We start from the raw sequence: 24,897 nt of genomic DNA on the forward strand, positions 1-24,897 counted from the left end.
TTGCAACGCCCTTGGCCTGGCTTGGGGGTGGCTGCTCAATCAGGAGGTAGGTGGCATGGCCATCAGTGTGTTCGACCTGTTCAAGATTGGCGTCGGCCCGTCCAGCTCTCATACTGTCGGGCCCATGCGGGCCGCGGCGCTGTTCGTCCAGGGCCTGCGTGAACGTGGTGAGCTCGAGCAGGTGCGCCGCATCGAGGTGCGCTTGTACGGCTCGTTGTCGGCCACGGGGATCGGTCACGGCAGCGACAATGCGGTCATCATGGGCCTGATGGGCGAGTGGCCGGACGCTATCGACCCCTCGCAAATCGGCCCCCGCATCGCCGCACTGCGCGAAACAGACACCTTGCTGCTCGATGGCCGGCTGCACGTCGGCTTTGTCTGGGCGCGCGACATGCTGTTGCTCGACGAGAACCTGCCTTATCACCCCAACGCCATGACCCTGATCGCTGAAGGCGCGGCGGGCGAGCTGCATCGCGATACCTATTACTCGGTCGGCGGCGGCTTTGTGGTGGATGCGGCGCAGGCCGCCAGTGGTGTGCTGGACGCCGATAACACGGTGCTCCCCTACGATTTCAACAGCGCTGTGGAACTGCTGGAACTGTGCAAGAAAAACGACCTGCGCGTGTCGCAACTGATGCTGGAAAACGAGAAGGTCTGGCGTAGCGAAGCGGAGATTCGCGCCGGTCTGCTGAAGCTCTGGCAGGCCATGCAGGCCTGTGTCGAAAACGGTCTGAAGTACGAAGGGATTCTGCCCGGCGGGCTGAATGTGAAGCGCCGGGCGGCCAAGCTTTATCGCAGCCTGCAGGAACTGAACAAGCCCAATGTGATCGGCTCGACCTTGAGCGCCATGGAGTGGGTCAACCTCTACGCGCTGGCGGTGAATGAGGAAAACGCAGCCGGTGGGCGCATGGTCACGGCGCCGACCAATGGCGCGGCCGGGATCATTCCGGCGGTGCTGCACTACTACATGCGCTTCAGCGACGAGGTCAGCGAAGCCTGTGTGGTCGACTTCTTCCTGGCGGCGGCGGCGGTGGGTATTTTGTGCAAGAAAAACGCGTCGATCTCCGGTGCCGAAGTGGGCTGTCAGGGCGAGGTCGGTTCGGCTTGTGCGATGGCGGCGGCAGGGCTTGCCGAAGTGCTCGGGGCGACGCCGGGGCAGCTTGAGAATGCCGCAGAAATCGGTCTTGAGCATAACCTCGGGCTGACCTGTGATCCGGTCGGCGGTCTGGTTCAGGTGCCGTGCATCGAACGCAATGCCATTGCCGCGGTGAAGGCGATCAATGCCGCGCAGATGGCGCTGCGTGGCGATGGTGAGCACTTCATCTCGCTCGACCGGGTGATCCGCACCATGCGCGACACCGGCGCCGACATGCATGACAAATACAAGGAAACCTCGCGTGGTGGTCTGGCGGTCAACGCCATCGAATGTTGATCCGGCCTGCGCCGTTAATGCCCATGCATGCCACCTTTTGGCGCAGCACTCGCTAGCGCTTCGATAAACGCCTGTCACCCCGGTCATTTGCGCCTGGGGTGACACATCGTCGATGTCGTTTCTGGGCATCCTTCCCACAAGTGCTACCGAATTGCTCATGTTTCCTACGCAGCGGCGCTAGCACGGTCTTTCCCGTTTAAAACCGGCGCTCGGAACAAAGGCGATTTAGACGCTGCGCGACGTCGTTTTTGGGTTTTATTGAATGCCCATTCAATTTCAGGCATGGCAATTGCGTTGTGATTGGCAAAGCCCCTGCATTCGAATCGGGGCCGTGACAAAAAAAGCCCGTGCCTGCCTGAGGCGCACCCTGCATTGTGTGAGGAGATACCGCGATGACGTCGTACAACTCCGGGACCCCAACCCAGAACCGCGCACCTCAATCCATCGGCTTCCTGCTGCTGGACAACTTCACTCTCATCTCCCTGGCTTCAGCAGTCGAACCGCTGCGCATGGCCAACCAGCTATCCGGCCGCGAGCTGTACCGCTGGAGTACCTTGAGCGTGGACGGTGGGCAGGTGTGGGCCAGCGACGGCTTGCAGATCACCCCGGATGCGGCGATGCACAAGGCACCGGCCATGGACACCGTGATTGTCTGCGGCGGTATTGGTATTCAGCGCACCGTGACCCGTGAGCACGTGACCTGGCTGCAGAGCCAGGCCCGCCAGTCGCGGCGTTTGGGTGCGGTATGCACCGGCAGCTGGGCACTGGCGTGCGCGGGTTTGCTCGACGGTTTTGATTGCAGTGTGCACTGGGAATGCCTGGCGGCAATGCAGGAAGCTTTCCCGCGGGTGAGCATGAGTACCCGGCTGTTCACCCTCGACCGTAACCGCTTCACCAGCTCCGGTGGTACCGCGCCGCTGGACATGATGCTGCACCTGATCAGCCGCGATCATGGTCGCGAGCTGTCGGCAGCGATCTCCGAGATGTTCGTCTACGAGCGCATTCGCAACGAGCAGGATCACCAGCGTGTGCCACTCAAGCACATGCTCGGCACCAACCAGCCGAAGCTGCAGGAAATCGTCGCGCTGATGGAAGCCAACCTGGAAGAGCCGATCGACCTGGATGAACTGGCCGTGTATGTCGCAGTGTCGCGGCGCCAGCTTGAGCGCCTGTTCCAGAAATACCTGCACTGCTCGCCGTCGCGCTACTACCTGAAGCTGCGCCTGATCCGTGCCCGGCAACTGCTCAAGCAGACGCCGATGTCGATCATCGAAGTGGCGTCGGTGTGCGGCTTTGTCTCCACGCCGCACTTCTCCAAGTGCTACCGCGAGTACTTCGGTATTCCGCCGCGTGATGAGCGCGTGGGTTCCAATACCGCGCAACAGGTGGCGATGATGCCGATTCCGCAGGCCTTGGTGCTGTCGCCGCTGGCCGGGCCGATGTCGGCGTTGAGCCAGGCGCGCAATGAATCGACGTTTGCCAGTGTACGCCTGTAACTGAAGGCCCTTCGGGCCTTATCGCCGGCAAGGCCGGCTCCCACAATCGATCAGAACATGTGGTCCCTGTGGGAGCCGGCCTTGCCGGCGATGGGGTCAGCCACGATTGCTGTTGAACTGCGCCAAGGCCGGCAAAAGCTGCTTTTCGATTGCCTGACGCACAGCGGGCAGGATGGTCGCATTGCCGGTGTACATCTGCTCAACCATGCCCTTCAGGGCTTTGGCCCGTGGTTCACTCAAACCCCGCACTGCGTACTCGCAGGCCTGTTCGGCGCTGGCGTCGGCCGGCATCTCGAAACCCAGGGCGCGCAACTGACCCAGCAGGTCGTCTTGATCAATCAAATCCGCATGCATCATGGTTGTTGTCCTTGTTTGCAGGTGTGATCGTCAGTCGATTCTGTGGGCACAGGTGCAGGGCGGCAAGGACAGAATGACGTAATGGCTGCTTTACCTAAGAACAGGTCGTTTTCGGGCAAATCGACAGGGAAGGGAGGCTGCACACTGAGGCCATGCACAGAAAAGGAAGGTTTGGTCACCGTCCGCTTCAGCCCCGGTTGCTTCACGGCTTTCCGGGGCTATTTTTTGTCTCAGTTTCGGTGGTGACTTCATCGCTGGCAACGCCAGCTCCCACAGTGTCCAACTACTGTGGGAGCTGGCGTTGCCAGCGATGAGGCCTTTAGCCTGGTAAGCCCATCACCCGGCCAACAAACTCGGCAGCAGGCAAATCAATCTGCTCATCGACTATGCCCTGCAAGCACTCCACCACCTCCGGCGCAAACGGCGACGAACGCGGGCCGGCCAGGTCCACATGCAGCAACATCTGCTCACTGGCCGCCAACGCCTCTGCAAAACCTTCACGGTGCAGGCTGTGATACAGGTGCAGGCGCTTGCGATCAAAACCGATCACCTGCGTCTGCACCCATACCTGAGTACCCAGCTTTACCTCATGCAGGTAGTTCAGGTGGCATTCCAGGGTAAACAGCGAGTTGCCGCTGGCGCTGCGGTTGTCGCTATCAAGGCCGATACGGTCCATGAAGGCATCGGTGGCGTAACTGAAGATCAGCAGATAGAAGGCATCGCGCAGATGCCCGTTGTAATCGACCCAGTCCGCCTGGACCGGGGTTTGGTAGGTGATCAGTGTCGGCATCCGAGGGCTCCGTTCAGTCGCTGAAGGCCATGCCATGCTTGGCCTTGGTGGTTTTTACCGCCTCCAGCACGGCCAGCAGGCAATCATCACGATAGCGTTCCAGCGCGCTGATGCTGCGTTCGCCCAACTGTTCGCCGGTGCCTTCGACTACAGCGTCGATCAAGCCGTCTGTCAGTTCCGGCGCCGGCAGGTAGGTCCACGGCAGTTGCAGGGCCGGACCGAACTGCGCCATGAAGTGGCGCATGCCGGCATCGCCACCGGCCAGGGTGTAGGTGAGGAAGGTGCCCATGAACGACCAGCGCAAGCCGGCGCCAAAGCGAATGGCATCGTCGATCTCACCGGTGGTCGCCACGCCGTCGTTGACCAGATGCAGGGCCTCGCGCCACAGCGCTTCGAGCAGGCGGTCGGCAATAAAACCGGGGACTTCCTTGCGTACATGCAGCGGGCGCATGCCCAAGGCGGTATAGACCGCTTTCGCCGCTTCGATGGCTTCCGGCGCGGTCTTGTTGCTGCCGACGATTTCCACCAGCGGCAGCAGGTACACCGGGTTGAACGGGTGGCCGACCACGCAGCGTTCAGGATGGGTCGCCGATTCGTAGAACTCGCTGGGCAGCAGGCCAGAGGTGCTGGAGCCGATCAGTGCGTTGGGTTTGGCCGCGGCGCTGATCTTGCTGTGCAGGTCGAGCTTGAGGTCGAGGCGCTCCGGGGCGCTTTCCTGGATGAAGTCGGCATCGCGTACGCATTCCTCGATGGTCGCGACGAAGCGCAGGCGATCTGGTGATGCACCGGGCGCCAGGCCCTGCTTTTCCAGGGCCGGCCAGGCATTGGCGATGCGTTTGCGCAGCGCCGCTTCAGCGCCGGGCGCCGGGTCCCAGGCCACCACGTCGAGGCCATGGGCCAGGGCGCGGGCGACCCAGCCACTGCCGATCACGCCGCTGCCCAGGGCTGCAAACGTCTTGATCTCGGTGATAAAGCTCATCTTCAACTCCTTCAATCAGCGACGGGTCAGGTTCATTTTCGCGCGGCCTTCAGCAGGGGTAAGCACCCGTGCGCCGAGACGGCTGAGGATTTCCGTGGCGCGTTCGACCAATTGGCCGTTGCTGGCCAGCACGCCCTTGTCCAGGTACAGGTTGTCTTCCAGGCCCACACGCACGTTGCCGCCGAGCAGTACCGCCTGCGCGGCCATGGGCATCTGCATGCGGCCGATGCCGAAGCCGGCCCAGGTCACGCCCGCTGGCAGGTTGTCGACCATGGCTTTCATGGTCGCGGTATCGGCCGGCGCGCCCCAGGGAATGCCCAGGCACAGCTGGAACAACGGGTCGTCGAGCAGGCCTTCCTTGATCATCTGTTTGGCGAACCACAGGTGGCCGGTGTCGAAGATCTCCAGTTCGGCTTTGACGCCGAGTTCGGTGATGCGCCTGGCACCAACGCGCAGCTGGGCCGGGGTTGAGACATAAATGCTGTTGCCGTCGCCGAAGTTGAGGGTGCCGCAGTCCAGGGTGCAGATTTCCGGCAGCAGTGCCTCGACATGGGCCAGGCGCTCCAGCGGGCCGATCAGGTCGGTGCCGGCGCCGAACTCCAGCGGTGTTTCACCCGGGCCGATCTCCAGGTCGCCGCCCATACCGGCGGTGAGATTGACGATGATGTCCACGTCGGCTTCACGGATGCGTTCCATCACTTCGCGGTACAGCGCGACATCGCGGCTGAAGCGTCCGGTTTGCGGGTCACGGACGTGGCAGTGGACCACGGTGGCACCGGCTTTGGCGGCTTCCACGGCGGCTGCGGCGATCTGTTTGGGAGTGACGGGGACCAGGTGGCTCTTGCTGGCGGTGTCGCCGGCACCGGTCAGGGCGCAGGTGATGATGACGTCGTGGTTCATGTGCGGTTTCCTTCAGGCGTGTTGGGGCCATCGCGGGCAAAGCCCGCTCCCACAGGGTCTGTCAGTTGGAGGTGAGCTTGAGGTTGTCGGCAGCGGGTTTGCCGTCGAAGGTGGTCACCCCTTCGAGCCAGCGCGCCTTGTCCTCGGGATGGTCCTGGAGCCACTGGCGGGCAGAGGCCAGGGCGTCTTTATGCTCGAGCAGCGGTTGCATCATGCGGCTCTCGTCTTCGGCGCTGAATTTCAGGTTGCTCAGCAGGCGATTGGCGTTCGGGCAGCGTTCGGCGTAGTCCGGGGCGGTGACGGTCCACACCGTGGCGCGGCCTTCGTCCGGGCCCAGGGCGTCTTCGCTGCCACTGAGGTAGGCCATGTCGATGTTGACGTTCATCGGGTGCGGCGCCCAGCCGAAGAACACCACGGCCTCGTTGCGCCGCACGGCACGGTCGACGGCGGCGAGCATCCCGGCTTCGCTGGATTCGACCAGCTGGAACTTGCCCAGACCGAACTGGTTCTTGCTGATCATCGCCTTGATCTGGGTGTTGGCGCCGGAGCCGGGTTCGATGCCGTAGATCTTGCCGCCCAGCTCTTTTTCAAACCTGGCGATGTCGGCGAAGGTTTTCAGGCCCTTGTCGGCCAGGTATTTGGGTACGGCGAGGGTCGCGCGGGCGTCGTTCAGGCTGGGTTGTTCAAGGACCTTGACCTGCCTGGCGTCGATGAAGGGGGTGATGGTCTGGGTCATGATCGGGTTCCAGTAACCGAGGAACATGTCCAGGCGCTGGTCGCGAATACCGGCGAAGATGATTTGTTGCGAGGCACTGGTCTGCTTGGTCTTGTAGCCGAGGCCGTCGAGCAGTACCTGGGTCATGGCGCTGGTGGCCATCACGTCGGTCCAGTTGACCACGCCAAGGCGCACGTTCTTGCATACGGCCGGTTCGGCGGCCATTACGTTGGTGCTGAGGATTGCGGTACCGACGAGCGTCAGCAGGCTACGGCTGATCAATCTGTTCATGGTGGCTCCTCCAACGGCAGTTCTAATTGTTATAGGGGCGGCCTCTGCGTGCCGTGCTGATCAAACTACGCCCACCGCAGCGGGAAAATACGCACCCTGGCGACCCGCACTTGCACAGTGGCGACCTGCAGGGTATTAACCGCAGACCCGTGGCCGTCGAGTCGTTCGCTATGCCCCAGGATTTCTACTTTCTGTTGCTCCCCGGTTTTTCCGCGATCGGCTTTATCTCGGCGATCGAGCCGCTACGGGTGGCCAACCGCTTTCGCGGCGGCTTGTATCGCTGGCAGGTGCTGAGCATAGAGGGCGGGGCGGTGCAGGCCAGTAATGGCATGTCGGTCAACGCCGATGGCGCGCTGCAGCCGCTGGCCAAAGGTGCAACCCTGCTGGTGGTGGCCGGGTTCGAGCCGCTGGGCAGTTTCAGCCCGACGCTGCAGCACTGGCTGCGCAAGCTCGATCACGACGGTGTGGTGCTTGGCGGCATCGACACCGGTACGGTGGTACTGGCCGAGGCCGGCCTGCTCGATGGCCACCGGGTGACCCTGCACTGGGAGGCGCTGGAAGCGTTCAAGGAATCTTATCCACAGCTGCAGGCGACTCAGGAACTGTTCGAAGTCGATCGCCGGCGTATCACCTCGGCCGGCGGCACCGCGTCAATCGACCTGATGCTCGACCTGATCGCTCAGGCTCACGGCCCGGAACTGGCGATCCAGGTGTCCGAGCAGTTCGTGCTCGGGCGCATCCGCCCGCGCCAGGACCACCAGCGCATGCAGATCGCCTCACGCTACGGCATCAGCAACAAGAAACTGGTGCAGGTGATCGGCGAGATGGAGCGCAACACCGAGCAACCGCTCAACACCCTGGTGCTGGCCGAGTCGGTGCAGGTTACCCGGCGTCAGCTGGAGCGCCTGTTCCGCCTGTACCTGCACGACACCCCCAGCGGCTTCTACCTGCGCCTGCGCCTGGACAAGGCGCGGCAACTGCTGCGCCAGACCGGCATGAGCGTGCTGGAGGTGAGTATTGCCTGCGGATTCGAATCAGCATCGTATTTCACCCGCTGCTACCGGGCGCGTTTCGAGCGTTGTCCACGGGAGGATCGCAAGGCCCGAACTGCCAGCCTCAGCGGCGCTTGAGCAACACCGCGCAGGCGCTCTTGAAGGCTTCGTGCTGGTATTTGTTCAACGAAGCGGGCAGCTCGATGTTGTGCTTCTTGGCCTGAGCGCTGACGGTCTGTGGTGAAACCAGCTCCACCTCACAATTGTCCAGCAACTGCAGCACGCCTTCGATCTTGAAGGTGGTCGGGCCACCGGCGAAATCGCCTTTCTTGCTGCGCTTCTTGATTGCCAGGTGGCTGATGTCGTGCTCAGCGATGAACTGCCGGGCCTGGCTGGCGAAGGCTTTGACGTTGTCTGCCTGCTCATCGTCTTCCAGACCGATCTTTTTCGTCGCCAGGGCAACATGCACCGGGCTTGCGCCGTCCAGCGTGGCGACGGCGAGCAGCGCTTCGCTGCCTTTGATTTCAATTCCGCAGATTTTCATGCTGTTCTCAATCGGAGTTTTGCAGACCCAGGGACTGCAGGTATTCGGAGCGGTCATCGCTACGTTGGGCCAGGCAGGTATTCAGGGCCGCGTCGAAGGTCTTGCCCGGTTTTTCGTCGAAGGTTTCCACCTTGCAATCGGCATCGCGCAGTTGTTTCCACAAGGTTTCGGCGGCGTTCAAACGCTTGCTGACCTCACTGATCTTCGCGTCCTGCCCGGCATATTGTTCTTTGATGCGATCGAGCAGGTCGCTAAACGCGGCGTTGAGCTCACGTTCGGCGGTGGTGCGGCTGAACAGTGCGCAGTCGTAGTTCTGCTGGTCGGTCTCGACGTTGTCGCACGGCGTACTGTCTTCTTCACTGGCGTGGGCACCAAAGGCCAGCGCGGCCAGAACCAGCCATACCATCGATTTCATTCAATCATCCTCCCCGGGGAACATGGGCGCCGATTCTCGCTCAGCGCCGCAGCAAAGAACAGGGTAGCCGCAAGCCCCGTCACCCTCCGAATGAAACTTGCGTGAGCCCTTTGTCGTGGTTTGACGCTTTCGGCAATTCCCCTGTCGTTTTTGCATCTTAGCGACCTGGCCCCTAGGCATATGCTGGCCCCAAAGCGCCGGCAGACGATTCGGCGCAGGTAATGCCAATAAAGGGGACAGCCTGATGAGCCCAGCCGAATTACACGCCGACAGCATCGTTATCGACGGGCTGATCATTGCCAAATGGAACCGCGAGCTGTTCGAAGACATGCGCAAGGGCGGCCTGACCGCGGCCAACTGCACAGTGTCGGTCTGGGAAGGCTTCCAGGCCACGGTCAACAACATTGCCGCCAGCCAGAAACTGATTCGCGAGAACGCCGACCTGGTGATGCCGGTGCGTACCACCGCCGACATCCGCAAGGCCAAGGAACTGGGCAAGACCGGCATCCTCTTCGGCTTCCAGAACGCCCATGCCTATGAAGACCAGATCGGTTATGTCGAGGTGTTCAAGCAGCTCGGCGTCGGTATCGTGCAGATGTGCTACAACACCCAGAACCTAGTCGGTACCGGTTGCTACGAGCGCGACGGCGGCCTGTCGGGCTTCGGCCGCGAGATCGTCGCGGAAATGAACCGGGTCGGGGTCATGTGCGACCTGTCCCATGTCGGTTCCAAGACCTCCGAAGAAGTCATCCTCGAATCGAAAAAGCCGGTGTGCTACTCGCACTGCCTGCCTTCCGGGCTCAAGGAGCACCCGCGTAATAAGTCCGATGAAGAGCTGAAATTCATCGCCGACCATGGCGGCTTTGTCGGCGTGACCATGTTCGCCCCGTTCCTAGCCAAAGGCATCGACTCGACCATCGACGACTACGCCGAAGCCATTGAATACACCATGAACATCGTTGGCGAAGACGCCATCGGTATCGGCACCGACTTCACCCAGGGCCATGGCCAGGACTTCTTCGAGTACCTGACCCACGACAAGGGTTACGCCCGGCGCCTGACCAACTTCGGCAAGATCATCAACCCGCTGGGCATCCGCACCGTGGGCGAGTTCCCCAACCTCACCGAAACCCTGCTCAAACGCGGCCATAGCGAGCGCGTGGTGCGCAAGATCATGGGCGAGAACTGGGTCAACGTGCTCAAGGATGTCTGGGGCGAATAAGCCGCCAGTAACCGTCTTCCGACCCCTGCCACCGGCGCAGGGGCAGCCAACCAAATTTTCTGGAGTTCAGTTTCCATGGCCAAGATCGCCCCGCAATTGCCTATCGAAGTCGACAGCGAGACCGGTGTCTGGACCAGCGATGCCCTGCCGATGCTGTACGTGCCGCGGCATTTCTTCGTCAACAACCACATGGGTATCGAGGAAGTGCTGGGCGCTGAAGCCTATGCCGAAATCCTCTACAAAGCCGGCTACAAGTCCGCCTGGCACTGGTGCGAGAAAGAAGCTGAATGTCACGGCCTGGAAGGCGTGGCGGTGTTCGAGCACTACATGAAACGCCTGTCGCAGCGCGGCTGGGGCCTGTTCAAGATCCAGGACATCGACCTGGAGAAAGGCACCGCCAGCGTCAAGCTTGAGCACTCGGCATTCGTCTATGTGTACGGCAAGGTCGGGCGCAAGGTCGACTACATGTTCACCGGCTGGTTCGCCGGGGCCATGGACCAGATCCTTGCCACTCGCGGCAGTTCCATCCGTACGATCGCCGAGCAGGTCTACGGCGGTTCGGAAGAAGGCCACGACGACGGCCTGTTCATCGTCAAGCCGCTGTAAGTCGAGGATCTCGCCATGGCTTTCGAAGCAATGTTCCAGCCGATCCAGATCGGCAAACTGACCATCCGCAACCGGGTCCTGAGCACTGCGCACGCAGAGGTCTACGCCACTGACGGCGGCATGACCACCGCGCGCTACATCAAATACTACGAAGAGAAGGCCAAGGGCGGCCTGGGCCTGGCGATCTGTGGCGGCTCCTCGGTGGTGGCCATCGACAGCCCGCAGGAATGGTGGGCCTCGGTGAACCTGTCGACCGACCGCATCATCCCGCACTTCCAGAACCTGGCCGACGCCATGCACAAGCACGGCGCCAAGATCATGATCCAGATTACCCACATGGGCCGTCGCTCGCGCTGGGACGGTTTCAACTGGCCAACCCTGATGTCGCCCTCGGGCATCCGTGAACCGGTACACCGCGCGACCTGCAAAACCATCGAGCCGGAGGAAATCTGGCGGGTGATCGGCAACTACGCGCAAGCTGCGCGTCGGGCCAAAGAAGGCGGCCTGGACGGTGTCGAGCTGTCGGCGGTGCACCAGCACATGATCGACCAGTTCTGGAGCCCGCGGGTCAACAAACGTACCGACGAATGGGGCGGCAGCTTCGAGGGGCGGATGAAGTTCGGCCTGGAAGTGCTCAAGGCCGTGCGTGCGGAGGTCGGCCCGGATTTCTGCGTCGGCATGCGTATCTGCGGTGACGAATTCCATCCTGATGGCCTCAGCCACGAGGACATGAAGGAAATCGCCAAGTACTACGACGCCACCGGCATGCTCGACTTTTTCGGGGTGATCGGTTCGGGTTGCGATACCCACAACACCCTGGCCAACGTTATCCCCAACATGAGTTATCCACCGGAGCCGTTCCTGCACCTGGCGGCCGGGATCAAGGAAGTGGTCAAGGTTCCGGTGCTGCATGCGCAGAACATCAAGGACCCGAACCAGGCCACGCGCATCCTTGAAGGCGGCTATGTCGACATGGTCGGCATGACCCGTGCGCACATCGCCGACCCGCACCTGATCGCCAAGATCAAGATGGGCCAGGTCGACCAGATCAAACAGTGCGTCGGTGCCAACTACTGCATCGACCGTCAGTATCAGGGCCTGGATGTGCTGTGCATCCAGAACGCCGCGACCTCCCGTGAATACATGGGGGTGCCGCACATCATCGAAAAAACCACCGGGCCCAAACGCAAGGTGGTGGTGGTTGGCGCCGGCCCTGCCGGGATGGAAGCGGCGCGGGTATCGGCCGAGCGTGGTCACGACGTGACTCTGTTCGAGAAAAAGGACGCCATTGGCGGGCAGATCAGCATCGCCGCCAAGGCCCCGCAACGCGATCAGATCGCCGGTATTACCCGCTGGTACCAGCTGGAGCTGGCGCGCCTGAAGGTCGACCTGCGCCTGGGCACCGCCGCGGATATCGACACCATCAAGGACTTGCGTCCTGACGTGATCGTGCTGGCGGTGGGCGGTCATCCGTTCCTCGAGCAGAACGAGCACTGGGGCGCTGCTGAAGGCCTGGTGGTCAGCAGCTGGGATGTGCTCGACGGCAAGGTGGCGCCGGGCAAGAACGTGCTGGTCTACGACACCATTTGCGAGTTCACCGGGATGTCGGTGGCCGATTACCTCGCCGACAAAGGCAGCCAGGTCGAGATCGTCACCGACGACATCAAACCGGGCGTGGCCATTGGTGGCACGTCGTTCCCGACCTACTACCGCAGCATGTACCCCAAGGAAGTGATCATGACTGGCGACCTGGCGCTGGAAAAGGTCTACCGCGAGGGCGACAAGCTGGTGGCGGTGCTGGAGAACGAATACACCGGCGCCAAAGAGGAGCGGGTGGTCGACCAGGTGGTGATCGAGAACGGCGTGCGGCCGGACGAAGCGCTCTACTACGGGCTCAAGGAAGGTTCGCGCAACAAGGGCCAGATCGATGTCGAGGCGCTGTTCGCGATCCAGCCGCAGCCGATCCTCAGTCAAGCGGGCGAAGGCTACTTGCTGTATCGCATCGGTGACTGCGTGGCTCAGCGCAACACCCACGCGGCGATCTACGACGCCTTGCGCCTGTGCAAGGATTTCTGATCGCACAAGGTTTGCTACTTCCCCTGTGGGAGCCGGCATTGCCGGCGATGGGATCAGCGCAATACCCGTTGTTGCGCGGTGTTTGCATCGCTGGCAACGCCAGCTCCCACAGTGATCCCCTGGCAAGGCACTGAGGTGCCTTTTGGGAGCTTCCCATGTTGAACACCCTGATCCCCATCCTCCTGTTCGCCGCCCTGGGCCTCGCCGTCCTCGGCGCGCTGCGACGTGTGCGGATGTGGCGCCAAGGCCGGCCGTCCAAGGTCGACCTGCTCGGCGGCCTGCTGGCCATGCCGCGGCGCTATATGGTCGACCTGCACCACGTGGTCGCCCGTGACAAATACATGGCCAACACCCACGTCGCCACCGCCGGTGGCTTTGTGCTGGCTGCGGTGCTGGCGATCCTGGTGCACGGCTTTGGCCTGCACAACAAGATCCTTGGTTATGCCTTGCTGCTGGCCACGGTGCTGATGTTTGCCGGTGCGCTGTTCGTCTACAAACGCCGGCTCAACCCGCCTTCGCGCCTGTCGAAAGGGCCGTGGATGCGCTTGCCGAAAAGCCTGCTGGTGTTTGCCGCCAGCTTCTTCATTGCCACCTTGCCGGTGGCCGGCATCCTTCCCGAAGGCTTTGGCGGTTGGCTGCTGGTGGCCTTGCTCGGCCTTGGCGTGCTCTGGGGTGTGTCCGAGCTGTTCTTCGGCATGACCTGGGGCGGGCCGATGAAGCACGCCTTTGCCGGGGCCCTGCACCTGGCCTGGCACCGTCGCGCCGAGCGCTTCGGTGGTGGCCGTTCCACCGGCCTCAAACCGCTGGACCTGGAAGATCCGCAGGCATTGCTGGGCGTCGAGAAACCCAAGGATTTCACCTGGAACCAGTTGCTCGGCTTCGACGCCTGCGTGCAATGCGGCAAGTGTGAAGCCGCGTGCCCGGCATTTGCTGCCGGGCAGCCGCTGAACCCGAAAAAACTCATCCAGGACATGGTCGTCGGCCTGGCCGGCGGCACCGATGCCAAGTTCGCCGGCAGCCCGTACCCCGGCAAGCCAATCGGCGAGCACGGCGGCAACCCGCACCAGCCCATCGTCAACGGCCTGGTCGATGCCGAAACCCTGTGGTCGTGCACCACCTGCCGCGCCTGCGTGGAGGAGTGCCCGATGATGATCGAGCACGTCGATGCCATCGTCGACATGCGTCGGCACCTGACCCTGGAAAAGGGCGCCACGCCAAACAAGGGCGCCGAGGTGCTGGATAACCTGATCGCCACCGACAACCCTGGCGGCTTCGCCCCGGGCGGCCGGATGAACTGGGCCGCGGACCTCAACCTGAGCCTGCTCAGCGATACCAAGAGCACAGACGTGCTGTTCTGGGTCGGCGACGGTGCCTTCGACATGCGTAACCAGCGCACCCTGCGCGCCTTCGTCAAAGTGCTGAAAGCGGCTCAGGTGGACTTTGCCGTGCTTGGTCTTGAAGAGCGCGACAGTGGTGATGTGGCCCGGCGCCTGGGCGATGAGGCGACCTTCCAGCAACTGGCCAAGCGCAATATCCAGACCATGGCCAAGTACAGCTTCAAGCGCATCGTCACCTGCGATCCGCACAGCTTCCATGTGCTCAAGAACGAATATGGCGCCTTCGGCGGCGAGTATCGGGTGCAACACCACAGCACCTACATTGCCGAGCTGATCGGCGCCGGTGCGCTGAATCTTGGGCAGCACAAGGGCGGCAGCGTCACCTATCACGACCCGTGCTACCTGGGCCGTTACAACGGTGAGTACGAGGCACCGCGTGAAGTACTGCGGGCCCTGGGCATCGAAGTGAAGGAAATGCAGCGCTCGGGCTTCCGCTCGCGTTGTTGTGGCGGTGGCGGCGGTGCGCCGATCACCGACATTCCCGGCAAGCAGCGGATTCCCGACATGCGCATGGAGGATATCCGCGAGACCGCCGCCGAGCTGGTGGCCGTGGGTTGTCCACAGTGCACGGCGATGCTCGAAGGGGTGGTCGAACCGCGCCCATTGATCAAGGACCTGGCAGAGCTGGTCGCCGATGCCCTGCTCGAAGAACAGGCCCCGGCGAGTAAACCTGCCCCGGCAAAGCGTGAACCTGCGGAGGTGCACTGATGAGCGACATTATTCGCCGTGATCCGCGCGCCGAGTGGATTGCCCGCAACCGCCTGCACCCGCTGCACGCAGCTATGCAACAGGGCCAGCAGCACAGCTGGATGGGCCCCAACGGGGTCATCCGCAAGAACCCCCATGGCGTCGGCTTTATCGGCCCCAACGGCATCAAACGCATCGACCGCAGTGGCGCCCAACAAGGCACCAGCAACAAGCGCAGTGCGGCAGCGGTGGTGGAGTTGCCGCTGCATCAAGTGCTGCAACCGGCGTTTTACATCGCCGTGGTCCCGGACATGGTCGGTGGCCGCCTGGGCAGCCACGATCGCGACCTGCTTGGCCTCGCCCATAGCCTGGCCGGGAGTGACGGCGCGGTGTTGGCCGTGGTGTTTGGCGAGCACAAGGAAAACAACTTTTCCACAGCCGGTGTTGATCGCTTGCTGATCATCGAGGGGGATGAATTCGACGGTTATGCACCGGAGCAACTGGTGCAGGGCCTGCGTGCTGTGGATAACCAGTTCAACCCGCGCCACTGGTTGCTGCCCGACAGCCGTACCGGTGGCGGCGAACTGGGCCGGCGTTTTGCCGCGGCGATCAATGAACGCCCGGCTACGCGGGTCTGGCAGGTCAAGGACGGGCAATGCAGCGGTCGTGCCGGTGCTGGCCAGCAGGACCTGATACGTGGCTTGCCGCGCTTGATTCTGGCGGCGGCCGAATGCGCCGAGCCGGTCAGTGAAACGCGTCACGAAGCCTTGTCAGAGCAGTTATCCACAAGCGTGGCGCGCAGTCTGCCACGTATCGAAGACCTCGGCCCGGTGGCTGTCGACCCGGCCGCGATTGCCATGGCCGAAGCCGAGTTCATTGTGTCCGGCGGCAACGGGGTCAAGGACTGGGAGCTGTTCCACCGCGCCACCGTGGCCCTCGGCGCCACCGAGGGCGCGTCGCGGGTGGCGGTGGATGACGGCTTCATGCCGCGCAATCGACAAGTCGGGGCCACCGGCACCTGGGTGACCGCACGGGTCTATGTGGCTGTGGGTATCTCCGGGGCGATCCAGCACCTGCAGGGCATTGGCGCCTGTGACAAGGTGGTGGCGATCAACATGGACCCTGGTTGCGACATGATCAAACGTGCCGATCTGTCGGTCATCGGCGACAGTGCGGCGATCCTCCAGGCGCTGATCGAGGCTGTGGAAAACTATCGCAACGACGCCAAGCGCGACGCGGCATAAGGGCAGGGGACAACTATGAACACCAAGGTCATCAGTCTGGTTTCGATCGGTGCTCATCCCAGCTCCGGCCGCACCCGGCGCGCCGAGCAGGACGCACGGGCGGTGGAGCTGGGCCTGCAGCTGGCTGGGGATAACTTGCAGGTGCTGCATGCTGGCGATCCTCAGGAGCCGGCTTTGCGTGCCTATCTGGGCATGGGCCTGGAGCAACTGGATGTACTTGAGCAACCGTCGGGCGCCGATGCCCTCGGGGTACTCGGCGATTACCTGCGCGATGCCGGTGCCCAGCTGGTACTGACCGGGAGCCAGGCGGAAACCGGTGAAGGCTCAGGCATGCTGCCGTTCCTGCTGGCCGAACGCCTGGGCTGGCCGCTGGTGGTGGGGCTGGCCGAAGTGGAATCTATCCACAATGGCGTGGCCCAGGTGCTGCAGGCGCTGCCACGCGGCCAGCGGCGCCGGCTCAAGGTGCGCCTGCCGCTGCTGGCAACGGTGGATAACGCCGCGCCAAAGCCACGCCAAAGCGCTTTTGGCCCGGCCCGGCGCGGTGTGTTGGCCGCCCGCCAGGTGCAGATTGTCGAAGACGAGTTATTCACAAGCGCCGAACTGCAGCCGGCCAAGCCGCGGCCCAAGCGCTTGAAAGTGATCAAGGCCAAGAGCGGTGCCGATCGCATGAAAGCGGCCACGGCCAAGGCCAGTGGTGGCGGTGGACAGGTGCTCAAGGATGTCAGCCCGCAAGCCGGTGCCGAGGCCATCCTCAAACTGCTGGTGGAAGAGGGTGTGCTGCGCTGAGCAGTTGCTCACAAAGTCTGTTGGCCGATCTGTGGATAAAGTGTTTGTGTATGGCTGCAAGGCACGCATGGCGTGCCTTTCGGCGTTGTGGTCAAAAAATGATCAGGCTAAGTGGCGGATTTTTCGGGCTTTTCTCTCACCGCCTTGGTTGATATTGCCCACAATCGCTGTTGGCGGGTCTGTGGATAATATGTTTGCCCATGGCTGAGAGCCCCGTGTGGCAAGGGTTTCACGAGGTTGATCAAAAAACACCCAATTCGCCTGTTTGCCTTAGCCAATGCAGTGCATCTGGGCCATTTGAGGCGTTATCCACAACGGTTTTCCACGCTTGGGACTTTTGCACACAAAGTCTGTTGGCGTCTCTGTGGATAAGGTGTTCGCCTTCTGCTGTGAGCCTTGTATTTAAAGGCTTGTAGAGATTTGATCAAATATTGATCAATATTTTTTGCAGGGAAAAACAATGACTTGCCCACATTAGCTGTGGGCTGTCCTGTGGATAAAGTGTTTGCTGTGTGCAGGGGCCCAGTGGGGCCGGGGCGTTGCGGTGGCTGGTCAAAATTCGTACAGATAGTGTTTGCCCCATCGCCGGCAAGGCCGGCTCCCACAGGTTCCATATGTTCTTGGTCCCTGTGGGAGCTGGCTTTGCCGGCGATGGGCCGCAAGGCGGCCCCGCTTTACTGCGCAGCCACACCCTTGAGATAAGGCGCAGGCGCCGCCCCCAGGTTGTTCAACATACGCTCGCTGTACCAGTCAACGAAGTTCACCACCCCGAATTCATAGGTCTTGGAATACGGCCCAGGCTGGTACGCCGTGGAGTTGATCCCGCGCTGGTTCTCTTCGGCCAGACGCCGGTCCTGGTCGTTGGTGGCGTCCCACACCTGGCGCATGCGTTGTGGGTCGTAGTCCACGCCTTCGACCGCATCTTTGTGCACCAGCCACTTGGTGGTGACCATGGTTTCCTGGGCACTGATCGGCCACACGGTGAAGACGATCATGTGATCGCCCATGCAGTGGTTCCACGAGTGCGGCAGGTGCAGGATGCGCATCGAACCGAGGTCCGGGTTCTTGATCCGGCCCATCAGCTTCTGGCAGCCCTGCTTGCCGTCCAGGGTCATCGACACCGTGCCCTTGAGCAGCGGCATGCGCACGATGCGGTTGCGCAGGCCGAAGCTGGCGCGGGCGTACGGAATCTTTTCGGCGTCCCAGGCCGCAGCCGAGGCGGCGACGTGATCCTTGAAGGCCTGGTCGGCACGCGGGTCGGTGACGTCGTCCCATTCCAGCAGGGTTTTCAGCAGTTCCGGGTGCGAACCGCTGCAGTGGTAGCACTCGCGGTTGTTTTCCAGCACCAGTTTCCAGTTGGCCTTTTCCATCAAGGTGGTTTGCACCGCCACCTTGGTGTTTTCCATGTCATAGGGCTCCATGTAGTGAGCCAGGGTGGCAAGAAAGTCGTCGATCGCCGGTGGATTCTCGGCCAGGCTGATGAAGATGTAGCCGCCAGCGGTCTTGACGTTGACCGGTTTGAGCCCGTACTGCTTCATGTCGAAATCGGCGCCCATCTCGGTGCCGGCGAACAGCAGGCGGCCATCGAGTTCGTAGGTCCACTGGTGGTAATGGCAGACCAGTTTCGCCACCTTGCCCTTGTCGCTGGTGCACAGCCGCGAACCACGGTGACGACAGACGTTATGGAAGGCATGCACCTGGCCTTCAGCACCGCGCACCACGAGGATCGGGTTCTTGCCGATCTGCAGGGTGAGGAAGTTGCCCTTGGCCGGGATTTCACAGGTCATCCCGGCGATCAGCCATTCCTTCTGGAAAATTTCTTCCATATCGATCTGGAACAGGCGCTCGTCGCAATAGAACGGCTGTGGCAGCGAGAAGGTGCGCTCGCGGCTCTGCAGCATCTCGGCAGTCGCCTTGCGCGCAGGTTCCAGTGGATCGCCCAGACTCAAAGTTGCGGTGACGTCCATCGTTCAGGTCCTCATGGCCGGTGTTTGTGGCCGGTGAAAGTGGCTAATCATTGTTATGGCGACGCAAGGCTGAATAACAGCAGGATCATTTGCGATGGAGTGTGCGTTCGAAGCCGCCGCGATCCATATCCATGGACGACATGATCAGATCCGTTTCCGACGCGCCAGCCCTTGTCGCAGGGGGCTGGTCGCGATAAGCACGCCGATGTCGCGGATAGGAATGTGTCCGCCGTGCAGCTTGAGCAGAATCGCAAGCATCAGGCCGCAGTCGGCCGTGGAGACGAGCATGTCCAATTTCCTCAATCCGGTCAGCACCCAGACCTGGGCCAACGGCCGCCACATCGTCCGTTGCGTCAAGGTGATCCAGGAAACCTGGGATGTGCGCACCTTCTGTTTCATGGCCGACCAGCCGATCATGTTCTTCTTCAAGCCCGGGCAGTTCGTCACCCTGGAGCTGGAGATCGACGGCGAGCCGATCATGCGTTCGTACACCATCTCCAGCTCGCCTTCGGTGCCTTACAGCTTCTCGGTGACGATCAAGCGGGTGCCGGGCGGCAAGGTCTCCAACTGGCTGCACGACACCCTGCACGAAGGCCAGGAGCTGGCGGTGCACGGGCCGGTCGGGCTGTTCAACGCCATCGACTTCCCCAGCCCCAAGGTGCTGTACCTCAGTGGCGGCGTCGGCATCACCCCGGTGATGTCCATGGCCCGCTGGTTCTACGACACCAACGGCAATGTCGACATGGTCTTTGTGCACAGCGCGCGCTCGCCGAAAGACATCATCTATCACCGCGAGCTGGAGCACATGGCGTCGCGGATCGACAACTTCAGCCTGCACATCATTTGTGAGAAGCACGGCCTGGGCGAGCCCTGGGCGGGCTATCGCGGCTACCTGAACCAGAAGCTGATGGAGCTGATTGCCCCGGACTACATGGAACGGGAAATCTTCTGCTGCGGCCCGACCCCGTACATGCATGCAGTCAAGCGTCTGCTTGAAGGCAGCGGCTATGACATGACCCGTTACCATGAGGAGTCGTTCGGCGCGACCCCGGCCGAGGTCAAGGCCGATGCCGTCGAGCTCGCCGAGCAAGCGGCCGACGCACCGGAAGTGGACAATGCCGATCTGCATCAGGTGGAGTTCACCGCTGCCGGCAAGAGTATTCGGGTGGCGCCGGGTGAGACCGTGCATGCCGCGGCGGCCAAGCTTGGCCTGATGATTCCCAAGGCCTGTGGCATGGGCATCTGCGGCACCTGCAAGGTGCTCAAGCTGGGCGGCGAGGTGGAGATGGAGCACAACGGCGGCATCACCGATGATGACGTCGCCGAAGGCTATATCCTGTCGTGCTGCAGCGTGCCCAAGGGCGACGTGCGGATCGAGTACTGATCAGACGCTGAAGCGTGCCACCAGCCCGTTCAGGTCAACCGCCAGGCGCGACAGCTCGGCACTGGCCGCAGTGGTCTGGTGGGCACCGGTGGCCGATTGCACCGACAGGTCGTTGATGTTGACCAGGTTGCGGTCAACTTCGCGGGCCACCTGAGCCTGCTCTTCGGCGGCGCTGGCGATCACCAGGTTGCGCTCGTTGATCTCGGCGACCGCGCCGGTGATGGTGTCCAGCGCCAGGCCTGCACCGCGAGCGATGTTCAGCGTCGACTCGGCACGTTCGGTGCTGTTGCGCATGGAGTTGACCGCCTGCTCGGTACCGCCCTGGATACTGCCGATCATCCGCTCGATTTCACTGGTCGACTGCTGGGTGCGGTGGGCCAGGGCGCGGACTTCATCGGCGACCACGGCAAAGCCACGACCGGCTTCACCGGCACGCGCGGCCTCGATGGCGGCGTTGAGTGCCAGCAGGTTGGTCTGGTCGGCCAGGCCGCGAATCACATCCAGGACCTTGCCGATATCCCGCGATTCTTCCGCCAGGTTGCCGATCAGTTCGGCAGTGCCCTGCACATCGACACTCATGCGCTCGATGGCGCTGACGGTTTCCAGCACCAGATCACGACCGTCGCCTGCCGAACGGGTGGCTTCCTTCGACGCTTCGGAGGTGCTCACGGCATTGCGCGCCACTTCTTCAACCGCGCTGGTCATCTCGGTAACAGCAGTGGCGGCCTGCTCGATCTCGTTGTTCTGCTGTTGCAGGCCACGGGCGCTTTCGTCGGTGACGCTGTTCAACTCTTCGGCAGCCGAGGCCAGTTGCGTGGCGGAGCCGGCAATCAGTTGCAGGGTGTCGCGCAGTTTGTTCTGCATCTTGGCCATGGCCCGCAGTAGCCGTGCGGCTTCGTCGTGGCCCTCGGTTTCGATGGTACGGGTGAGGTCGCCTTCGGCGATGCGCTCGGCCGCCTGCAGGGCCTCGTCGATCGGTTTGACGATGCTGCGGGTCAGCAGCAGGGCACAGATCAGGGTCAGCACCGTGGCGGCCAACAGCAGGCTGATGACCAGGCTGATGGCGTTGGAATACTGATCGGCAGCGGTCTGGTTGATGGTACGGGTCTGCTCGGTGTTGATGCTGACCAGTTGATCCATGACGCTGTTGATCTGCTCGGAGCTGTTGAGCATGTCGCGGTTGATCAGGGTGCGCAGGGTTTCCAGATCGTTGCTCTGCGAAGCCTGGTGCATGCGGCTTTCCAGCTGGCGGTAGTCGCTGAGCAGTTGCACATACTGGTTGTAGGCGGAACGCTCCTGCGGACTGCTGATCAGCGGTTCATAAGCCCGGCGCGCTTCATCGATCTGCTGGTTGCGCTGGCCGATCAGCTTGAGGGTGTTTTGCAGGGTGTTGGCTTCGCGGTTGAGCAGCAGGCGATAGGACAAGGTGCGCAGGCGCAGGGTCAGCTGGGTGAGCTGATCGAGGTTGGTGATGCTCGGCACCGAGGACTGCTCGATGAATTCGCCGGCCTGGCGAATTTTGCTCATCTGGTTCAGGGCGAACAGACCCAGGCCCAGCATCAGCGCGCCGATCAAGGCGAACCCCAGCAACGCGCGCGGGGCGATATTCATATTACGTAGGGACATGGTGGTCTTCCGGAGGGGGAAAAGGCGCGCCATACCGGCGCCGGATTCAGGATTGCCTTCCCTATCGGACAACCTTTGGCAGACTTGAGGGGCGGAAGGTGAAACTGTGAAATAGCGATCGGTTTTCCTGACGGGCGGGCATCTGCAGCGGGAACCGGACCGTGATCGGTGGGTCAATCTGCACCAGGCCGAAGCGTCTAACCCGATATCCCTGGCGACCACGCGGACTTTTCTTTATCGTGTGCGCCCCCTGAAAATCCCGAGAAGGCAATCATGTTGGAAACTTCCCTCAGTCAATTGGAACAACTTGTCAGCGACCTGGTACAGAAGAATCAGGAACTGACCGAACGCAACGAGCAGATCGCTGCTGAACTGGCCCAGGCCAAAGATGAAAACGAAAGCCTGCAACTGGCGCTGATGGAACAGGAAGAAAAACAGGGCGCCACCGCCGCGCGCATCCAGGCCCTGGTCGAGCGCGCCAGCGTTGGTACCGTTAACGCATGAGAACTTCAGCACAGCCGATCAATGTCGTGTCGATCCTCGGCAGTGACTATTCGATCAAGGCCCCCGAAGGCCAGGAACAGGCCCTGGCGCAGGCCGTGCAGATGCTCAACGCGTCGCTGGCCGAGACCAAGCGTAAATACCCGACCCTGATTGGTGACAAGCTGCTGGTTCTGGCAGCCCTGAACCTGTGCTCGCAGCAGATCGAACTGCAACAGCAGCACCAGCAGGCCCTCGACCGTTACCAAGAGCAAGTCAGCGCCACGGTCGATGTCATTGCCCGGACCATCGGCAACAGCTGATCGGCTCCCGCTACACCGTTCCACTTCTTTTGCTTGCTCACTGCCCTTTCGGCAGTGGGCGGCATTGTCGTGGGTCAATGGAATAATTGTATTTTCGTCTGTATACAATTGGCCTGGCTATTGCAGCACAAGGCTTATTTACTCAGGGGAAGGTTCATGCAGTTCTGGCGGCGCAGTATCCAGTGGCAATTGATTGCAAGCATGGGCGCAGCCCTGTTGGTGAGCATTCTTATCGTGGTCGGCATCTACTCGGTGGCGGTCAATCGCCTGACCGAGCGTTACCTGGTCGACACGGCGTTGCCGGCCAGCATTGAGGCGATTCGTAACGACATCGAGCGGATGTTGAGCCGTCCGCTCACCGCCGCCGCCGATATTGCCAACAACACGCTGCTGCGCGACTGGCTGGCGGCGGGCGAAGACAGTGCCCAGGCGCCGCAATTTATCGAGTACCTCGAGGCGCTGCGGCAGAAAAACCAGGCTTTCACGGCGTTGTTCGCAGCGACTGAAACCAACCATTACTACAACGAGAAAGGCCTTGATCGTACGCTGAGCCGCAGCAATCCGGCCGACAAATGGTTCTTTGGCTTCATCGACAGCGGCAATCCGCGCCTGCTCAACATCGACACCGATGGCAGTACCGGTGAACTGGCACTGTTCATCGACTACCGGGTGGAAAAGGCCGGAAAACTGGTCGGCATTGCCGGGCTCGGCCTGCGCATGACCGAACTGTCGGAATTGATCCACAACTTCAGTTTCGGTGAGCGCGGCCGGGTGTTTCTGGTGCGCGGCGATGGCCTGATCCAGGTTCATCCGGAGCAGCAATTGAGTGGCAAAACCAAGCTTGCCGAGCAGATCGGTGAGTCGGCCGCCCAGGCTGTCTTGAACCGAACCGAAGGCTTGCACAGCAGCCGCTTCGAGCGTGATGGCGAGGACTACCTGGCCCTGAGCCTGCCGCTGCGCGACCTGAACTGGACTCTGGTCGCTGAAGTACCGGAAGCGCAAATCTATGCCCCGGTGCGCGAGACGGTGTGGTTGACCAGCCTGATTGGTGCCGGCGTGGCGCTGGTGTCGCTGCTGCTGGTGGTGTTGCTGGCCCGTGGCATTGTCCGGCCGATCCGCCGGGTCACCGGGGCGCTCATGGCGATTGGTAATGGTGGCGGTGACCTGACCCAGCGCCTGGATGCGACGCGTGCGGATGAACTGGGCGACCTGGCTCGCGGGTTCAACCGCTTTCTCGACAGCCAGCGCGACCTCATCGGCGAGGTCTTGCACACCAGCGAACGCTTGCACCGTTCGGTCGAACTGGTGACCCAGGTTGTGGAGAACACCGCAGACCGCTCGGGGCGTCAGCAGGAAATGACCGAAATGGTTGCCACGGCAGTGCATGAAATGGGCCTGACCGTACAGGACATTGCGCAGAACGCCGGCAATGCCGCACAGGCGTCGGAAACCGCGCGTACTGAAGCGCTTGCCGCCCGTGAAGTGGTGCGCCGCTCGATTGCCCACATCGAGGGCATGTCCGGTGAAATAGGCCAGGCGGCCCATGCAGTGGGTGAGCTGGCCAGTGAAGTGGCGTCAATCGACGAGGTGCTGGCGGTCATCCGCAGCATCTCCGAACAGACCAACCTGCTGGCGCTCAACGCCGCCATCGAAGCGGCGCGTGCCGGGGAGATGGGCCGCGGCTTTGCCGTGGTCGCCGACGAAGTGCGCACCCTGGCCCGGCGCACCCAGGTGTCCACCGACGAAGTGCAGCAGATGATCCTGCGCCTGAAGCACGGCGCCGGCAGCGCTGTGACATCGATGCAGGCCGGGCAGGCGGCAACCGGCACCGGTGTGCAATCCAGCCAGCAGACCGGCGCCTCACTGAGCACCATTACCGATCAGGTCGAACACATCAGCGACATGAACCATCAGGTGGCCACGGCTACCGAGGAGCAGTCGGCGGTGACCGAGGAGATCAATCGTACCGTTCAGGGGATTTCCGATCTGGCTCGGGAGACGGCATCCGAAGTGCAGGAATGTCGTGAGGAGTGTCAGGCGTTGCGCGGGTTGGCCGATGATCTGGCGCGGCAGATGGGTGGGTTCAGGCTGTAGGTCTGTGTGAAATTCATCGCCGGCAAGGCCGGCTCCCACAAGGGCCGGTGTATGCAGTTCCTGTGGGAGCCGGCCTTTGCCGGCGATGGCGCTG

23 protein-coding genes and 2 pseudogenes are annotated in these 24,897 nt (G+C 62.1%); 14 read left to right on the plus strand and 11 right to left on the minus strand.

All coding sequences use genetic code 11. From position 1 onward, the window contains the following. The first annotated feature begins 55 nt into the window (after positions 1-55). Together AC07OF_RS08820 and gbdR are read left to right on the plus strand one after the other, a co-directional pair. Positions 56-1,432: an L-serine ammonia-lyase gene (locus AC07OF_RS08820; protein WP_157190854.1), complete on the plus strand. Its 1,377-nt coding sequence runs from the start codon at positions 56-58 to the stop codon at positions 1,430-1,432. A 392-nt stretch (positions 1,433-1,824) separates the two neighbouring features. Then, entirely contained in the window at positions 1,825-2,928 is a 1,104-nt protein-coding gene (gene gbdR, locus AC07OF_RS08825; protein WP_038605789.1) for a choline metabolism transcriptional regulator GbdR, read from the plus strand. A 96-nt stretch (positions 2,929-3,024) separates the two neighbouring features. Here the strand turns inward: gbdR and AC07OF_RS08830 are convergent, their stop codons facing one another. The 5 genes from AC07OF_RS08830 to choX all read right to left on the minus strand — a co-directional run bounded on the left by AC07OF_RS08830 (position 3,025) and on the right by choX (position 6,960). Then, entirely contained in the window at positions 3,025-3,285 is a 261-nt protein-coding gene (locus AC07OF_RS08830) for a hypothetical protein (protein ID WP_157190855.1), read from the minus strand. A gap of 319 nt (positions 3,286-3,604) precedes the next feature. Further along, positions 3,605-4,075: a thioesterase family protein gene (locus AC07OF_RS08835; RefSeq protein WP_157190856.1), complete on the minus strand. Its 471-nt coding sequence runs from the start codon at positions 4,073-4,075 to the stop codon at positions 3,605-3,607. A 13-nt stretch (positions 4,076-4,088) separates the two neighbouring features. After that, positions 4,089-5,054, minus strand: coding sequence for an L-carnitine dehydrogenase (locus AC07OF_RS08840; protein WP_157190857.1), 966 nt, complete (start codon positions 5,052-5,054; stop codon positions 4,089-4,091). Positions 5,055-5,069: 15 nt separating this feature from the next. Beyond that, positions 5,070-5,954: a 3-dehydrocarnitine:acetyl-CoA trimethylamine transferase CdhC gene (gene cdhC / locus AC07OF_RS08845; protein WP_157190858.1), complete on the minus strand. Its 885-nt coding sequence runs from the start codon at positions 5,952-5,954 to the stop codon at positions 5,070-5,072. A gap of 61 nt (positions 5,955-6,015) precedes the next feature. After that, positions 6,016-6,960 carry a choline ABC transporter substrate-binding protein gene (gene choX / locus AC07OF_RS08850; RefSeq protein ID WP_157190859.1) on the minus strand — a complete coding sequence of 315 codons (945 nt, stop codon included), beginning with the start codon at positions 6,958-6,960 and terminating at the stop codon, positions 6,016-6,018. Between the two features lie 170 nt (positions 6,961-7,130). Between choX and AC07OF_RS08855 the strand changes: the two genes are divergently transcribed. Next, positions 7,131-8,090 (plus strand): GlxA family transcriptional regulator, encoded by a 960-nt coding sequence (locus tag AC07OF_RS08855; RefSeq protein ID WP_157194678.1) that lies wholly within the window; start codon positions 7,131-7,133, stop codon positions 8,088-8,090. Here AC07OF_RS08855 and AC07OF_RS08860 read toward each other — a convergent pair. Both AC07OF_RS08860 and AC07OF_RS08865 read right to left on the minus strand, forming a co-directional pair. Continuing rightward, complete coding sequence (locus tag AC07OF_RS08860) at positions 8,077-8,496, minus strand: DUF3010 family protein (RefSeq protein ID WP_157190860.1); 420 nt, start codon at positions 8,494-8,496, stop codon at positions 8,077-8,079. The genes AC07OF_RS08855 and AC07OF_RS08860 overlap by 14 nt on opposite strands. A gap of 7 nt (positions 8,497-8,503) precedes the next feature. Next, positions 8,504-8,911 (minus strand): lysozyme inhibitor LprI family protein, encoded by a 408-nt coding sequence (locus AC07OF_RS08865; protein WP_157190861.1) that lies wholly within the window; start codon positions 8,909-8,911, stop codon positions 8,504-8,506. A 244-nt stretch (positions 8,912-9,155) separates the two neighbouring features. Between AC07OF_RS08865 and AC07OF_RS08870 the strand changes: the two genes are divergently transcribed. From AC07OF_RS08870 to etfB, 6 genes are all read left to right on the plus strand, one after another. Then, positions 9,156-10,133, plus strand: a complete 978-nt coding sequence (locus AC07OF_RS08870) for a dipeptidase (RefSeq protein ID WP_157190862.1) — start codon at positions 9,156-9,158, stop codon at positions 10,131-10,133. Between the two features lie 75 nt (positions 10,134-10,208). After that, positions 10,209-10,739, plus strand: coding sequence for a DUF5943 domain-containing protein (locus AC07OF_RS08875; protein ID WP_495072771.1), 531 nt, complete (start codon positions 10,209-10,211; stop codon positions 10,737-10,739). A 15-nt stretch (positions 10,740-10,754) separates the two neighbouring features. Beyond that, positions 10,755-12,815 carry a dimethylglycine demethylation protein DgcA gene (dgcA, locus tag AC07OF_RS08880; protein WP_038605814.1) on the plus strand — a complete coding sequence of 687 codons (2,061 nt, stop codon included), beginning with the start codon at positions 10,755-10,757 and terminating at the stop codon, positions 12,813-12,815. 155 nt (positions 12,816-12,970) lie between these two features. Then, on the plus strand, positions 12,971-14,920 hold the full coding sequence (gene dgcB / locus AC07OF_RS08885; protein ID WP_495072772.1) for a dimethylglycine demethylation protein DgcB: 1,950 nt from the start codon (positions 12,971-12,973) through the stop codon (positions 14,918-14,920). Next, positions 14,920-16,143 carry an electron transfer flavoprotein subunit alpha gene (gene etfA, locus AC07OF_RS08890; RefSeq protein ID WP_495072773.1) on the plus strand — a complete coding sequence of 408 codons (1,224 nt, stop codon included), beginning with the start codon at positions 14,920-14,922 and terminating at the stop codon, positions 16,141-16,143. The genes dgcB and etfA overlap by 1 nt, the downstream gene beginning before the upstream one ends. Before the next feature lie 15 nt (positions 16,144-16,158). After that, positions 16,159-16,929 carry an electron transfer flavoprotein subunit beta gene (gene etfB, locus AC07OF_RS08895; RefSeq protein WP_038605821.1) on the plus strand — a complete coding sequence of 257 codons (771 nt, stop codon included), beginning with the start codon at positions 16,159-16,161 and terminating at the stop codon, positions 16,927-16,929. Between the two features lie 674 nt (positions 16,930-17,603). Here etfB and gbca read toward each other — a convergent pair. Both gbca and AC07OF_RS08905 read right to left on the minus strand, forming a co-directional pair. After that, on the minus strand, positions 17,604-18,896 hold the full coding sequence (gene gbca, locus AC07OF_RS08900; protein ID WP_495072774.1) for a glycine betaine monooxygenase oxygenase subunit: 1,293 nt from the start codon (positions 18,894-18,896) through the stop codon (positions 17,604-17,606). A gap of 144 nt (positions 18,897-19,040) precedes the next feature. Continuing rightward, entirely contained in the window at positions 19,041-19,184 is a 144-nt protein-coding gene (locus AC07OF_RS08905) for a hypothetical protein (RefSeq protein ID WP_157190866.1), read from the minus strand. Between AC07OF_RS08905 and gbcB the strand changes: the two genes are divergently transcribed. Next, a complete protein-coding gene (gene gbcB, locus AC07OF_RS08910; RefSeq protein ID WP_038605826.1) occupies positions 19,183-20,280 on the plus strand; it encodes a glycine betaine monooxygenase reductase subunit in 1,098 nt (365 codons plus the stop codon). The genes AC07OF_RS08905 and gbcB overlap by 2 nt on opposite strands. Here the strand turns inward: gbcB and AC07OF_RS08915 are convergent, their stop codons facing one another. After that, complete coding sequence (locus AC07OF_RS08915) at positions 20,281-21,153, minus strand: methyl-accepting chemotaxis protein (RefSeq protein ID WP_371261986.1); 873 nt, start codon at positions 21,151-21,153, stop codon at positions 20,281-20,283. Beyond that, positions 21,136-21,939, minus strand: a pseudogene (locus tag AC07OF_RS08920) (MCP four helix bundle domain-containing protein); the annotation flags it as partial. The gene AC07OF_RS08915 and the pseudogene AC07OF_RS08920, both read right to left, overlap by 18 nt. Before the next feature lie 240 nt (positions 21,940-22,179). Between AC07OF_RS08920 and AC07OF_RS08925 the strand changes: the two are divergent. From AC07OF_RS08925 to AC07OF_RS08940, 4 genes and pseudogenes are all read left to right on the plus strand, one after another. Continuing rightward, positions 22,180-22,410 (plus strand): hypothetical protein, encoded by a 231-nt coding sequence (locus AC07OF_RS08925; RefSeq protein ID WP_038605832.1) that lies wholly within the window; start codon positions 22,180-22,182, stop codon positions 22,408-22,410. Continuing rightward, positions 22,407-22,709 (plus strand): cell division protein ZapA, encoded by a 303-nt coding sequence (locus AC07OF_RS08930; protein WP_028942233.1) that lies wholly within the window; start codon positions 22,407-22,409, stop codon positions 22,707-22,709. Before AC07OF_RS08925 ends, AC07OF_RS08930 begins: the two co-directional genes overlap by 4 nt. A gap of 201 nt (positions 22,710-22,910) precedes the next feature. After that, positions 22,911-23,942, plus strand: a pseudogene (locus AC07OF_RS08935) (HAMP domain-containing protein); the annotation flags it as partial. A gap of 132 nt (positions 23,943-24,074) precedes the next feature. Next, entirely contained in the window at positions 24,075-24,803 is a 729-nt protein-coding gene (locus tag AC07OF_RS08940) for a methyl-accepting chemotaxis protein (RefSeq protein ID WP_408635415.1), read from the plus strand. Positions 24,804-24,897: the final 94 nt, after the last annotated feature.

The sequence above is a fragment of the Pseudomonas sp. GW821-FHT10B02 genome (genome assembly GCF_059415665.1).